The 13,552-nt window shown below is 68.0% G+C and carries 12 protein-coding genes; 10 read left to right on the top strand and 2 right to left on the bottom strand.

Annotation, left to right across the window (positions count from 1 at the left end; all coding sequences use genetic code 11):
* Positions 1 to 61 precede the first annotated feature (61 nt).
* From N5095_RS19250 to N5095_RS19260, 3 genes are read left to right on the top strand one after another with little or no spacing between them, the layout of a single operon-like run.
* Complete coding sequence (locus tag N5095_RS19250; protein WP_267624796.1) at positions 62 to 1,678, top strand: COG1361 S-layer family protein; 1,617 nt, start codon at positions 62 to 64, stop codon at positions 1,676 to 1,678.
* On the top strand, positions 1,679 to 4,183 hold the full coding sequence (locus N5095_RS19255) for an efflux RND transporter permease subunit (RefSeq protein ID WP_267624797.1): 2,505 nt from the start codon (positions 1,679 to 1,681) through the stop codon (positions 4,181 to 4,183). It begins immediately after the preceding gene.
* The gene (locus N5095_RS19260; RefSeq protein ID WP_267624798.1) at positions 4,180 to 4,944 is read left to right on the top strand and encodes a TrmB family transcriptional regulator; all 765 of its coding nucleotides are present in this window, start codon (positions 4,180 to 4,182) and stop codon (positions 4,942 to 4,944) included. The genes N5095_RS19255 and N5095_RS19260 overlap by 4 nt, the downstream gene beginning before the upstream one ends.
* 472 nt (positions 4,945 to 5,416) lie before the next feature.
* Here the strand turns inward: N5095_RS19260 and N5095_RS19265 are convergent, their stop codons facing one another.
* The gene (locus N5095_RS19265) at positions 5,417 to 5,899 is read right to left on the bottom strand and encodes a peroxiredoxin family protein (protein ID WP_267624799.1); all 483 of its coding nucleotides are present in this window, start codon (positions 5,897 to 5,899) and stop codon (positions 5,417 to 5,419) included.
* 130 nt (positions 5,900 to 6,029) lie between these two features.
* Between N5095_RS19265 and N5095_RS19270 the strand changes: the two genes are divergently transcribed.
* Positions 6,030 to 6,677 (top strand): DUF7979 domain-containing protein, encoded by a 648-nt coding sequence (locus tag N5095_RS19270; RefSeq protein ID WP_267624800.1) that lies wholly within the window; start codon positions 6,030 to 6,032, stop codon positions 6,675 to 6,677.
* A 153-nt stretch (positions 6,678 to 6,830) separates the two neighbouring features.
* Positions 6,831 to 7,025 (top strand): DUF8144 family membrane protein, encoded by a 195-nt coding sequence (locus N5095_RS19275; protein WP_267624801.1) that lies wholly within the window; start codon positions 6,831 to 6,833, stop codon positions 7,023 to 7,025.
* 39 nt (positions 7,026 to 7,064) lie between these two features.
* Here the strand turns inward: N5095_RS19275 and N5095_RS19280 are convergent, their stop codons facing one another.
* Positions 7,065 to 7,343: an acylphosphatase gene (locus N5095_RS19280; RefSeq protein WP_267624803.1), complete on the bottom strand. Its 279-nt coding sequence runs from the start codon at positions 7,341 to 7,343 to the stop codon at positions 7,065 to 7,067.
* A 250-nt stretch (positions 7,344 to 7,593) separates the two neighbouring features.
* Between N5095_RS19280 and N5095_RS19285 the strand changes: the two genes are divergently transcribed.
* The 5 genes from N5095_RS19285 (at position 7,594) to N5095_RS19305 (ending at position 13,459) form a co-directional block, all read left to right on the top strand.
* Positions 7,594 to 9,501 (top strand): 2-oxoacid:acceptor oxidoreductase subunit alpha, encoded by a 1,908-nt coding sequence (locus N5095_RS19285; protein WP_267624804.1) that lies wholly within the window; start codon positions 7,594 to 7,596, stop codon positions 9,499 to 9,501.
* Between the two features lie 2 nt (positions 9,502 to 9,503).
* Entirely contained in the window at positions 9,504 to 10,442 is a 939-nt protein-coding gene (locus tag N5095_RS19290) for a thiamine pyrophosphate-dependent enzyme (protein ID WP_267624805.1), read from the top strand.
* 406 nt (positions 10,443 to 10,848) lie between these two features.
* Positions 10,849 to 11,277 (top strand): HTH-type transcriptional regulator LrpA1, encoded by a 429-nt coding sequence (gene lrpA1, locus N5095_RS19295; protein ID WP_267624806.1) that lies wholly within the window; start codon positions 10,849 to 10,851, stop codon positions 11,275 to 11,277.
* 160 nt (positions 11,278 to 11,437) lie between these two features.
* A complete protein-coding gene (gene dinB / locus N5095_RS19300; protein ID WP_267624807.1) occupies positions 11,438 to 12,793 on the top strand; it encodes a DNA polymerase IV in 1,356 nt (451 codons plus the stop codon).
* A 60-nt stretch (positions 12,794 to 12,853) separates the two neighbouring features.
* Entirely contained in the window at positions 12,854 to 13,459 is a 606-nt protein-coding gene (locus tag N5095_RS19305) for a hypothetical protein (protein ID WP_267624808.1), read from the top strand.
* The last annotated feature ends 93 nt before the right edge of the window (positions 13,460 to 13,552 follow it).

Consider the following 13,552-nt stretch of genomic DNA (forward strand, 5'->3'; position numbering starts at 1 on the left):
ATTAGGGAGCCGTCCGGAGGAGGGGACGAGCGGTGGCTTCGAGCCACCCGAGAGCCAACACATGAGACGCAACCAGCTACTGACGATACTGCTCGTCTGCCTACTCACGGTGCCGACCGTCGCACTGGCGGACACGAGCGGGAGCCCCGACCTGAGCGCGACCGTCCAGAACGGGACGCTCGCCGCCGGCGGGGAGACACAGTTGACCGTCGTGCTCCAGAACAGCGGCGAGGTGACGGAGAGCTCCAACCCGCAGTTCAACGCGGAGGTGACGACGGCGAAGGGCGTCAAAGCGACGCTCCAGTCGGACGACGCACCGGTCACGGTGAAGTCCGGGACGCAGTCCGCCGGGTCGATTCCGAACGGCGGGCTGGCACAGGTGCCCTTCACCGTCACCGTCGACCAGGACGCCGAGCCGGGGACGTACACGCTCCCGGTGAAGGTGCGGTACACGTACACGAGTGAGGTGGACCAAGTCGGGCAGAGCCAGTCTGCGCCCACCTACGACTACGACACGGAGACCGAGACCGAGACCCTCAACGTGAGAGTCACCATCGAGGACCGTGCGCGCTTCCAGGTCGTGAACGCGAGCACCGACGCCCCCGTCGGCGACCGCGGGCCGGTGTCCGTCGCCATCGAGAACGTCGGGAGCGAGCCCGCGCGTAACGCGAACGTCGCCATCGAGTCCTCGAACGGCGACTTCACCTTCTCCGGCACGCCCTCCGCCTCCAGCTACGTCGGTCGCTGGGAGCCCGGGGAGGTCCGCAACGTCACCGTCGAGGGGACGTTCGCGGAGGGCGCCGCGGTGCGGAACTACGCGCTCGGCGCGACGGTGAGCTACGAGAACACGAACGGGGCGGCGACGCAGTCCGACCGGCTGAACTTCGGCGTGACGCCGACGGCCGAGCAGTCCTTCGAGGTGGAGAACGTGCAGTCGTCGCTCCGCGTCGGGAGCGAGGGCGCGCTCGAAGGCGAACTCGTCAACACCGGCGAGACGACGGCACGGAACGTCGTCGTCAGCTTCGACCCCGAGAACGGCAACGTCAACCCGCTGGAGACGGAGTACGCCGTCGGCAATCTGGCGCCCGGCGAACGCGCGAACTTCTCGTTCGACACCGAAGTGACCGACTCCGCCGACGCCGGTCCGCGACTGTTCTCGCTCGACGTGCGCTACCGCAACGCCGCGGGCGAGCGGCGTGAAGGCGAGTCGCTGGACGTGAGCGCGGCCGTCGAACCCGCGCGCAAGAAGTTCCTCCTGCAGGGGGTCAACGCCTCCTTCGAACCCGGCGAGAACGGCGAGTTGCTCGTCGAGTTGACCAACAACGACGACGAGACCGTCCGCGACGTGTCGGCGAAGCTGTTCGTCGACGCGCCGATAACGAGTTCGAACAGCGAGGCGTTCGTCTCCGAGCTCGGCCCCGGCGAGACGACGACGCTGAAGTTCGGCGCCGGCGTCGCCGGCGACGCCCTCGCCGGGAAGACCTACCCGGTGAGCATGGACTTCCGCTACGAGACGCCCGACGGGGACGCGCGAATCTCCGAGACGTACCAGGTACCGGTGCAGGTGACCGAACCCGAGGACGACGGTGGCTTCCTCGACGCCTACGGGCTGATCGTCGGCGGCGGGCTCCTGCTCATGGTCGTCGGCGGGGTCGTCCTCTACTTCCGGAGAGAGTAGATGCGGTATCAGCGGCTGATCGACTGGGTCGACGACCGCATCGTCGAGAGCCCGGGGAAGGTCATCGTCGCGTTCCTGCTCGTCACCGGGGCGATGGCCGTCGGTCTCGGTAACGTCTCGACGGAGTCGGGCACCGCGCAGTTCGCCGCCGGCATCCCGGCCGAGGAGGCGCTCCAGGACGTGAACCGGGAGTTCAGCCCGGCGTTCGAGGAGGATACCGGGAGCACCCAGCTCATCCAGCGCGGCGACAACGTCCTCGCGAAACCCCAACTGCTGTACATGCTGGAGGCACAGGAGGCGATAGAGGAACGCGAGGGGCTCCGGGTCACGTCGACCTCCTCGGCGGCGAGCGTCGTCGCCCGGTCGCTGGACCCGAACGCGACGACCGTCGACCAGCAGATAACCGTCATCGAGGGGACGACACCGACGCAGATCGACCGAGCCGTCCGGCAGGCTGCGCCCCGACTGGAAGGCCTCCTGAGTAACGACTTCAACGAGAAGTCCGCGTCGGCGTCGGCGACCATCGGGGTCGTCACCCACGAGGTGCCCGCCGGCCTCTCCAGCGGGTCGGGACAGGGCGGGTCGAGCCCGCTGACGCCCATCCAGCAGGAGATTCAACGCATCGTCGCCACGACCGGCGGCGACATCACGGTGTTCGGGAGCGGCATCACCGCCGCCGAGTTCTCCACGGTCGTCTCGGACTCGCTCCTCATCGTGACGCCCGCGGCCGTGCTGTTCATCGTCCTCTTTCTCGTCTACGCCTACCGCGACCTGCTCGACCTCCTTCTGGGGTCGTTCGCGCTGCTGATGGCCGTCGTCTGGACGTTCGGCTTCCTCGGCATCGTCGGCATCCCGTTCAGCCAGATGATGATCGCCGTCCCGCCGCTCCTGTTGGCGGTCGGCATCGACTTCGGCATCCACGCGGTGAACCGCTACCGCGAGGACCGCCGACACACCGACTCCGTCGGCGAAGCGATGCGGGAGGCGACGGACCAGCTACTCGTCGCCTTCTTCATCGTCACCGGGACGACCGTCATCGGCTTCCTCTCGAACCTGACGAGCGACCTCGCGCCCATCCAGGACTTCGGGGTCGTCGCCGCCGTCGGCATCGTCTTCACCTTCCTCATCTTCGGCATCTTCCTCCCGGCGGCGAAGGTGTGGATAGACCGTCGACGCGACGGGTGGCCGATTCCGACGTTCAGTCAGCGCCCGCTCGGCGAGGAGGGGTCGGCGCTCTCCGAAGTGCTGCGCGCCGGCGTCGTCATCGGTCGGCGCGCCCCGGCCGCGTTCCTCCTGCTGATGGTGCTGTTCAGCGCCGGTGCCGGCGTCTACGCGACCGGCGTCGACACGTCGTTCAGCCAGGAGGACTTCCTCCCGCCGGAGGAGACCGCGTGGTACCTCCAGGAACTGCCGGAACCGTTCGCGCCGAACGAGTACACGGTCGTCTCGACGCTGAACTTCTTGGAGGACAAGTTCACTACGACACAGGGCGGGAACGTGGTCATCTACTTGGAGACGCGGATGACCGACCCGACCGTGCTGGAGTCGATTCACCGCGCCGGCGACGACCCGCCGGACTCGTTCGTCAGCGAGAACCGTCACGCCGACTCACAGAGCATCGTGACGGTCATCGAGTCGCGGGCGGCACAGGACCCCGAGTTCCGCCGGCTCGTCGCCTCGAACGACCGCGACGGCAACGGCATCCCCGACCGCGACCTCGAGGAGGTGTACGACTACCTCCTCTCCTCCGACTCGCGCGACGAGACCCTTCGTTACCTCGGCGACGACTACCGAAGCGCCCGAATCACCTACGCGGTGAAAGCCGACGCGGGCCAGAAGGAGATAACCGCCGACGCCCAGCACGTCGCAGCGGACTTCCGGGGCGACGCGGTCGCCACCGGCGGCACCGTCGTCTTCGAGGAGATATCGGGGCTCATCTTCGACTCGGCGCTGCAGAGCCTCGTCATCGCACTCGTCGGGACGGTCGCCTTCCTCCTGTTCATCTACTGGGTGCTCGAAGGGTTGCCCTCGCTCGGGCTCGCCAACGTGGTGCCCATCGCCGTCGCGGTCGCCTCCATCGCCGGGACGATGCGCCTGCTCGGCATCTCGTTCAACGCGTTCACGGCGACCATCCTCGCGTTGACCATCGGGCTGGGTATCGACTACTCCGTCCACGTCGTCCACCGGTTCGTGGACGAACGGCGGGAGTACGGGCTGTTCGAGGCGCTCGACCGCACGGTCCGCGGGACGGGCGGCGCGCTCGCGGGGTCGATGCTGACGACGACGTTCGGCATCGGCGTGCTGATGCTCGCCGTGTTGAGCATTCTCGGGCAGTTCGGCCTCCTGACGGCGCTGAGCGTCGCGTACTCCTTCATCGCGTCGCTGCTGGTGCTCCCCTCGGTGCTCGTGGTCTGGGACCGCCTCCGCGGCCACGACCCGGACCTCGCGCTGGACGAGCAGGACGTGCCGACCGCCGCCGGCTCGCCGACGGGGGTGGACGCGTGACCGGCACCGACCACGAGGCCGTCGAGTCGCTCCAGCGTCTCGGGCTGTCGAGCTACGAGGCGAAGGTGTTCCTCGCGCTGCAGAAGCTCGGAAGCGGGACCGCACGCGAGATACACCAACTCGCGGACGTCCCCCGTTCACAGGTGTACGGCGCCGCCGACGACCTGGAGGCGCGGGGGCTGGTCGAGATTCAGCAGTCGACGCCGAAGCGGTACCGGCCCGTCGACCTCGACTCGGCCCGGAAGCGCCTCGGGGAGGAGATCGAGCGCGAGCGCGAGCAGGCGTTCGAGTACCTCGCGGAGGTGCGCTCCGAGCGCGAGGGAACCGAGACGCGCGACGACGTGTGGACGGTCCGGGGCCGAGAGGCCATCTCCGACCGCGTCGCCACGCTCGTCGCCGAAGCCGAACGCCGGGTCGTCTTCGGGACCGCCGACCCCGACCTCGTCACCGAGGAGTTGGTCGCGACCCTCGAATCGCGCGCGGATGCCGGCGTCGACGTGACGGTGCTGAGCGAGAACGCCGAGGTACGGGCGCTGTTCGACGGCGGTCCGGTCGAGCCGGTGGCCGTCGAGCGACCGCCGCCCGGACCGGGAGCGCGCGTCCTCCTCGTCGACGACGACACCGTCCTGATGTCGGTCGTCGCCGACGCCGAACTCCCCGAGACGAGCCGGGAGACGGCCATCTGGAGCGCCGGCACGCCCTTCGGCTCCGTCATCGGGCAGTTCATGGAGGGCGGCATCCGGACCATCCTCGACTTCTGAGGGGCGGTCGACTTTTTCCCCCGGGCCCCGCACACTCTCACGTGACTCGACCGACGGAGTGTCCCGCCTGTGGCGCACGCGACTCATTCACCAGCAGGTACGCGACCGGCGGTGGCTGGCGCGTGGTCGGCTACCGCTGTGCGGTGTGCGGCGAGACGGTCGAAAAGTAGCGGCCGCGCCGGGGTGCCGGGTCAGTCCGCACCCTGCGGCGCGACCCAGCGGCAGGCCGGACACCCCTCGATACCGTCGGTAGTCTCGGTCGGTTCGCGACAGTTCGGACACAGCTGCACGGTGTGCATCGACGCTGAGGAGGCGGGTGAGCGTATTTGAACTTGTCGGCGGGTGTCCCCGCCGGCCGGGTCGGCGGTCCGCCGGCGTCGGCCTCCTCGTCGGGGCGTCCTGGCGCCGCTCGGCGGCCAACCCGTCACGGTCGACCGCGACGCGGAGGAAGAAGCGAGACGTCGACCGTGAGCTACTCGCCGAACGGGTCCTCGTAGTCGTTGCGGATGAAGTAGCGGACCCAGTTGCCCTGGGTGCGGTCGGCCGGGTGGTCGGCGACCTGTTCGTACTGAATCGTCCCCTCCTCGTCGACGACGTACACGCCCGCGATGCCGGTCAGCCCGTGGCTGGTCTGCTCGGTGCCGCTGTACTGCTCCGCGACCTCGCCGTCGGGGTCGGCGAGCAGCTGGACGTCGAGGTCGTAGCGGTCGCGCATCTCCGTGACGCGCTCGAGTTCGCTCGTGACGACCGGCACGATGTCCACGTCGTCGTGGAACCAGAGGTCGTAGGAGACCTCGCTGAACGTCTGGAGCTGTTCGGCACAGAAGCTACACCAGTAACCGCGGTTGACGACGACGACGGTCGGCCCCGATTCGAGGGTGTCCGAGAGGGTGGTCTCGCCGCCGGCGGTGCTCTGCAGCGTGAAGTCGGGCGCGGATTCGCCTTCGAGGCTCACACCCGGCACGAGGGACGGCCGATAAAAAGCTGATTGGGCCCCATGCGAGCCGCGTACACGTCCGTCGTCGTTGAGACGTCCGGAACGTACCGTCCGGAAGACACTTACCGGGTCGTTCGGAGTCATCGACATGTTCCGAGCCCTGTCGGTCGTTCTTCTGCTCCTGTCCGCCGGCTGTGTCGCGGACGGTGGTGGGGGTCCCTCGGTCCAGGCGACTACTGACGGCCCACCCGACTCCACGACGCGGGCGGCAGGAGAGCACCCTTCGACGGACACGGCGAGGAACGCCACCGTCGAGTACGGTGACCTGTCGCCGGCCGAACGCAGGGCGTTCGACACCGCGCTGGGGGGTGAAGCGAACTTCGTCCACCGGTCGTCACTCGACTCGCTCGAGAACCGGGAGGGGTACTTCACCCGAGACGTCGCCGAGCCGTTCCGAGCGCACGAGTACGTCCGCAAGAGCGGCGAACTGTACAGACTGGACTACGAGGCCAGCGGCGGCGACCTGCTCGCGTCCTACGGGGTTCACGCGGAACTTGTTGAACCGCCCGCGAACGCGACCGTCGTCCCGGTCGGGAACCTGCCGTCGGACGCGCAGGGACCGGTCCGAGAAGCGGTCAGGAACGGGTCGTACCACTCACAGACCGGAGAAGGGGTGTCGAGACCGGAGGGACTCGGTGAAGGGATGTACGTCGAGTCCGACGGGGAGGTCTACCGCCTCACCTACAGCGTCGGCGACCTGTGGCCCGACGTGCTACGTGTCGAGCGGGTCGACTAACCACGACAGCCAACGGGTTCAGGACTCGGCGGTCGGACTCGGTCGCCGGTGTCCTCACGGGGTGTCGTCCCGTACGTGTCGCCGCGACTGCGGCCCCGTGGCGGCGGACGGGGGTCCATCACGGTTATTGTAGTTGGCAGAAACGATGGAACCATGTCCGAGCAGACCGCCGCGGAGCTGATAGAAGACTGGCAGACAGGCGCCTTCTTCCTCCTCCTCTGTTGCATCGCGGGTGTCGTTTCGGCGCTTTTCTTCGGGAGTCTTCTCGGTCCTATCGGCGCCTTTGGTGGGTTTTTCGTCGGCACCATCGTCGGGTTCCTCTTCATCTCGGCGAAGCTCTACGGCTGAAGGTGCCCGATAGCTTCGGCGAAGCCGACCCGCCGAACCCTACCGCCGGACCTCGAACCCCTCCTCGCCTTCCGGGTCGTCGTACTCGACTTCGACGCCCTCCACGTCGGCGGCGGGACTCCCCGTGTGACACCACTCCACCATCGACTCGACGGCGTCTTCGGGTCCCTCGAACACCGCCTCGACGCGGCCGTCGGCGAGGTTCCGCACCCAGCCGTCGACGCCCTTCTCGCGGGCCGCATCGCGGGTGTTCACCCGGTAGTAGACGCCCTGTACCCGTCCGGAGACGAAGACGTGTGCGCGGGTTCGTCGGCTCATCGGCGGGGGCTTGGTCCCCCGGCGTCAAAAACGGCCGACCCGCCGAGAGAAGTTCACTCCGAACTGAGTACGTGTCCCTGACGGCTGCGCAGCGGAGCCGACGCTCGCTGGACGATGCCCGAACGAGAACCGGCGAAGGGTTCCCGTTCGTCCGATTCATCATTATCGTTCCTTGCTAATGGATAGCAAAGGCTTTAGTCCGTTTCGACCGAAATCCGCATACCCTGGCCGACAGGCCAAGCCACCACATATGACTGACGACGAACTCATCTGGCGAATCGCTGGCGGGTCCGGGGACGGCATCGCCTCGACCAGTCAGAACTTCGCCAAGGCCCTGATGCGTTCCGGCCTGCACGTCTTCACGCATCGTCACTACCCGTCGCGCATCCGCGGCGGTCACACCTACACCGAGATCCGCGCGCGGGAGGAGCCGACCAAATCCCGCGGCGACGGCTACAACTTCCTGCTCGCGCTGGGCGACTCCTTCGCCCGCAACCCGCAGGACAACGCCTACTACGGGAAGGAGGAGATCAAGCCGCTGTCGGAGAACTTGGACGAGCTCCGCGAGGGCGGGGTCATCGTGTACGACTCCGGCCTGCTCGACCCGAGCGAGATTCCGAACTTCGACGAGCGCGTCGAGGAGAACGGCTGGCACGTGTTCGACCTCGACCTCCGGAGTCTCGCCCGCGAGCACGGCCGCGAGGTCATGCGCAACACCGCCGGCGTCGGCGTCACCTGCGCCATCACCGGCTTCGACCTCGAGTACGTCGAGACGCTGATGCGCGACGCGATGAAGGAGTCCATCCTCGAGCCGAACCTCACGGTGCTCGAGGAGGCCTACGAGATGGTCCAGGAGGAGTACGACGTAGACGCTCCCGACGTGTCCGTCCCGACGGGCGAACACGACGAGGAGCAGCTCCTCATGTCCGGCTCGGACGCCATCGCCTACGGCGCCATCGACGAGGGGTGCCGGTTCATCGCCGGCTATCCCATGACGCCGTGGACCGAGGTGTTCACCATCATGTCCCAGAACCTGCCCGAACTCGGCGGCATCTCCGAGCAGGTCGAGGACGAAATCGCGGCGGCCGCACTGGCCATCGGCGCCTCCCACGCCGGGGTCAAGGCCATGTCCGGCTCCTCCGGCGGCGGGTTCGCGCTGATGTCCGAGCCGCTCGGGCTGGCCGAGATGACGGAGACGCCCGTCGTCCTCGTCGAGGCCATGCGCGCCGGTCCCTCGACCGGGATGCCGACGAAGCCCGAGCAGGGTGACCTCGAACACGTCCTGTACACCTCACAGGGCGACTCGAACCGCGTCGTCTTCGCGCCCGGGACGGTCGCCGAGGCGTACGACGCCTCGCGCAAGGCGTTCCACTTCGCCTACGAGTACCAGATTCCGAGCATCGTCGTCTACGACCAGAAGCTCGGCGGCGAGATGGTGAACGTCCCCAAGAGTCACTTCGACCGCGACCCGAACCCGACGCTCGGCTCGACGCTCACCGAGGCCGAACTCGAGGATGCTCCCCACTCCGAGGACGGGAAGTTCTCGCGGTTCCGCCACGACACGCCCGAGGACAACGGCGTGAGCCCCCGCTCGATTCCGGGCCAGAAGGGCGGCCGTTTCCTCGCGACGGGTAACGAACACATGCCCCAGGGGCACATCAGCGAGGACCCCGACAACCGCGTCATCCAGATGGACCACCGGATGCAGAAGCTCGCGTCCATCCGCGAGGAGCTCGACAGCGACCCCGAGTCGAGCGCGCAGACGTACTACGGCGAGGACGACGCCACGTACGGCATCATGACGTTCGGGAGCCAGCAGGGTACCGTCGAGGAGGCGGTCTCCCGCCTCAACGACGACGGCCACTCGGTGAAGTCCATCGGCGTCACGGACATGATGCCGTACCCCGAGCAGGAGGTCACGGAGTTCATCGAGTCCGTCGACGAGGTGCTCGTCGTCGAGATGAACGCCAGCGCACAGTTCCGGGGGCTCACCCAGAAGGAGCTGGGTCGCTTCGGCGACAAGCTGACGAGCCTCCTGAAGTACAACGGCAACCCCTTCGAGCCCGCAGAGGTCGTCGACGGGTTCAAGGAGAACATCCTCGGGGAGGAGGACCTGCCCCAGCACCAGACCACCTCCGTCCCCGCGGCAGGTGACTGACAATGAGTGCATTCAACGCCATCGACGATGAACGAGAGATCGACCGCGAGGAGTTCACCCCCGCGCTCGAACCCCAGCCGACGTGGTGTCCGGGCTGCGGTGACTTCGGCGTCCTGAAGGCGCTGAAGCAGGCCATGCCCGAAGTCGGCCGGACCCCCGAGGAGACGCTCCTCGTCACGGGTATCGGCTGTTCAGGCAAGCTCAACAGCTACTTCGAGAGCTACGGGTTCCACACCATCCACGGCCGCTCGCTACCCATCGCCCGGGCCGCGAAGCTCGCCAACCCCGGCCTCGAGGTCGTCGCGGCCGGCGGCGACGGCGACGGCTACGGCATCGGCGGGAACCACTTCATGCACACCGCCCGGGAGAACCACGATATGACGTACATCGTGTTCAACAACGAAATCTTCGGGCTGACGAAGGGCCAGACGTCGCCGACGTCGCCGATGGGTCACAAGTCGAAGACCCAGCCGCACGGCTCCGCGAAACAGCCGCTCCGGCCGCTTTCGATGGCGCTCAACTCGGGCGCCTCCTACATCGCTCGGACGGCCGCCGTCAACCCGAACCAGGCCAAGCAGATTCTCCAGGAGGCGATGGAGCACGACGGGTTCGCCCACGTCGACTTCCTCACCCAGTGTCCGACCTGGAACAAGGACGCGAAGCAGTACGTCCCCTACATCGACATCAACGAGTCCGACGACTACGACTTCGACAACACGAACCGCGAGGAGGCCGCGGAGATGATGTTCGAGACGGAGAACAAGCTGCACGAGGGCGAGGTGCTCACGGGTCGCTACTACGTCGACTCCGACCGCCCGTCCTACCAGCAGGAGAAGCAGAACATCGGCGAGATGCCCGACGAGCCGCTCGCGGAGCGGTACTTCGACGAGGACTACGAGTGGGAGCGCTCCTACGACATGTTCCTCGACAAGCACGCGTAAGCGCGCCCGTAGGGACTCTCTTCGACGTTTGCGGACTCTCGCCTTTTTCGAGCGCGACCCGGTAGGAGCGACTCCGAACCCGAACCCACCTCGGCCGACGGGACGGCTCGAACGCGCGAGTGCAGTCGCGTCTGCTACCTCGACCCTCGCGCGTCGGACCGGTCGGCCGAAGTTGACTGGCGACCGCGTCGGGTGACGGCGTTCACACCGACGGGCGTGCCTCGTGACTGGCGGTACGAACCGGACGTCCGCCGCCAGAACGACGGCCAGGACATGGGGTGTCGCTCATCGGAGACCGGCTCGAGCCCTGGTACACCTGCTGACCCGACGGCGCCCCGTGGGACACACACCCGAGAATCGGTTTCACCTTCGCAAGATATTTTTTCCGGCGACGGAAAGAGTCCCTATGAGCACGACGTCGACGGAGGACCGCATCCTCGCCGCCCTGGAACGGGATGCGCAGGCCTCCTACGCGGATATCGCCGAAGCCGCGGGGGTGTCGAAGCCGACGGTACGAAAGTACATCAACAAGCTAGAGGAGGAGGGTGTCATCGTCGGCTACTCCGCGGACGTGGACCCGAAGAAACTCACCGGCCAGAGCATCGCCCTCGTCGGCATCGACGTGGAGTCCGAACGCTACGTGGAGGCGACGCGCGCGCTGAAGGCGCTCGACTCCATCGACGCGCTGTACACCTCGTCGGGCGACCACATGCTGATGGCCGAGGTGCGGGCCGCCGACGGCGACGCCGTCGGCGACGTCATCAGCGACTCCATCCTCGAAGTCGACGGCGTCACCGCGGCCCACCCCTCCTTTCTGCAGGAACGGCTGAAGTGATACCGTCGGCTGTAACTGTTCGGAGTATCTCGGCACGCCGAGGTGCCGAGAAGGTCCACGAACTTACAGCCGACAGTACGAGTCGCAGGCGGTGGCGGCGGGCTTCGGTCCGTTTCGAACCGGCGGGACGCTTATCGACTCCGGGTTCCTGTCCCTTCCCATGAACGACGACCGACTCTTCGGTGCCCCCGACGAGGCCCAAGAGCGCGTCGTCTTCCACGTCGACATGGACTGCTTCTACGCCTCCTGTGAGCGCCTGCGTGAACCCACCCTGGCGGGGAAGCCGGTCGTCGTCGGGATGGGGTACGAGGACGGCGAGAACCACGGCGCCGTCGCCACCGCGAGCTACGAGGCCCGCGAGTACGGCGTCGACAGCGCCCAACCCATCTCGCAGGCGCTCGAGGCGCTCCCCCGGGTACAGGACGCCCGAGAGGACCCGGAGGGCTCCATCCACGAGGCGGGGTACTACCGCACCGTCGACCTGGAGTTCTACCAGGAGGTCGCCGCCGACGTAAAGGAGATTCTCCACGACTGCGCCGACACCGTCCGGGAGGTGAGCGTCGACGAGGCGTACCTCGACGTGACCGAGCGGACCGCGTGGGACGCCGTCCCCGACGACCCCGAACGTACGCTCGCCGAGGGGTACGCCCGGCACGTCAAACAGCGCATCGCCCGCGAGGTCGGGGTTCCGGCGAGCGTCGGCGTCGCGCCGAACATGTCGACCGCGAAGGTCGCGAGCGACCACGACAAACCCGACGGCCTCGTCGTCGTCCGACCCGGTGCGGTCCGCTCCTTCCTCGCACCCATCCCGGTCGACGACGTCCATGGTGTCGGTCCCGTGACGGCCCGCGAACTGGCGTCGATGGGAGTCGAGACGGCGGGCGACCTCGCCGACGCCGACCCGCGCGAGTTGCAGGAGCGCTTCGGCGAGCGGGGCCGGGAGTTCCACGAGCGCGCCCGCGGCCGCGACGACCGGGAGGTGACGCCCACGGGCCTCCCCAAGAGCCTCTCGCGGGAGTCGGCGTTCACCGACCCCACCGACGACGAGGAGCGAAAACGCGAGAAGGTCCGCGCGCTCGCCGGCGACGTAGCCGAGCGCGCCCGCAGTCGCGGGGCGATGTACCGCACCATCGGCATCAAGGTCGTCACGCCGCCGTACGACGTCAACACGCGCGCCTCGTCGCTCCCCGGTCCGGTCGACGACCCCGACCTCGTCGCCGACGTGGCGCTCGACCTCCTCGCGGAGTTCGACGAGGACGCCGTCCGCAAGTTGGGCGTCCGCGTCTCGAAGCTCTCCTTCGACGACGCCGACCAGTCGAGCCTCGACGGGTGGGGTGAGGCCCGCGCCGACGGCGAAGGCGGGGGCGGAGCCGCCGACGCTCGCGAGTCTTCGGAGCACGGAGCGCCCACGGAATCCACCGGGCGTTCGGAGTCCGCCGAACCCACGGAGTCCGCACCGACGGACGAGCGGCGCCCGCCCGGAGGCGGACAGCGGTCACTCGTCGACTTCGATTGACCGTCGGGGACGGTGGCGCCGGCGACAGACTTATTTTCGGCCGGCCGAGTGTTCAGATACATGAAACGTCGGTCCCTCCTCGGTGCCCTCGGCGGCGTCGCCGTCGGCTGGTTCGGGGCCACGCTCCTCGGCGGTCGCGGCGGCAGTAGCGGCGGTGCCGACAGCACCGACGACGTCGACGACGCCGGGAGCGAACTGCCCGCCGAGGCGACGACCACGGCCGAAGCTGCCGATGGCGTCACCGAGACTGCAGTCGAGACGGAGACGACCGTCGGCGAGTCGCCGACCGCCGAACCCACGCCGCCCCCGACACCGACGCCCGAGCGGACGACGACGCCGTCCGGGACGCCGACCGCGACCCCGGAGCCCACGCCGACGGAGACGCCGGCGGCGAGGCGAACGAAGGTGGACCTCGACGTCCGGGGGCACTCCTCCGACCCGGAGACGAGCTACACGGTGCTTCACACCGTCACCAACGACCACGAGTTCCCGGTTCGGGTGACGTTCTGGGTCGGCATCTCCCTTCGCGACGGGTCGAACCTGCGCGAGACGCTCACGGTCGAGCTCGGTCCGGGGGGCGTCGCCAACGACTCGACCACCTTCACCGACTACGAGCCGACGGCGACGGGGTGGAAGGGCGGGCTGGTGTCGGTCGAGCGGTCGTAGCCCGTTCGGCCCGGCCGGACGACCGGGCCTGCACGACAGGCGTCTGACGCGAGGGCAGGAACTATGTACGCGTAAGCAGAGAGACGACCAGAA

Origin of the sequence: Halobium salinum (genome assembly GCF_026586625.1) — an archaeon.
Lineage (GTDB): Archaea > Halobacteriota > Halobacteria > Halobacteriales > Haloferacaceae > Halobium > Halobium salinum.

Coding starts and splice junctions, on each gene's coding strand:
- N5095_RS19255 (WP_267624797.1), top strand. CDS start 1,679: ATGCGGTATCAGCGGCTGATCGACTGGGTCGACGACCGCATCGTCGAG.
- lrpA1 (WP_267624806.1), top strand. CDS start 10,849: ATGAGCACGACGTCGACGGAGGACCGCATCCTCGCCGCCCTGGAACGG.
- dinB (WP_267624807.1), top strand. CDS start 11,438: ATGAACGACGACCGACTCTTCGGTGCCCCCGACGAGGCCCAAGAGCGC.
- N5095_RS19280 (WP_267624803.1), bottom strand. CDS start 7,343: ATGAGCCGACGAACCCGCGCACACGTCTTCGTCTCCGGACGGGTACAG.
- N5095_RS19275 (WP_267624801.1), top strand. CDS start 6,831: ATGTCCGAGCAGACCGCCGCGGAGCTGATAGAAGACTGGCAGACAGGC.
- N5095_RS19290 (WP_267624805.1), top strand. CDS start 9,504: ATGAGTGCATTCAACGCCATCGACGATGAACGAGAGATCGACCGCGAG.
- N5095_RS19250 (WP_267624796.1), top strand. CDS start 62: ATGAGACGCAACCAGCTACTGACGATACTGCTCGTCTGCCTACTCACG.
- N5095_RS19270 (WP_267624800.1), top strand. CDS start 6,030: ATGTTCCGAGCCCTGTCGGTCGTTCTTCTGCTCCTGTCCGCCGGCTGT.
- N5095_RS19285 (WP_267624804.1), top strand. CDS start 7,594: ATGACTGACGACGAACTCATCTGGCGAATCGCTGGCGGGTCCGGGGAC.
- N5095_RS19305 (WP_267624808.1), top strand. CDS start 12,854: ATGAAACGTCGGTCCCTCCTCGGTGCCCTCGGCGGCGTCGCCGTCGGC.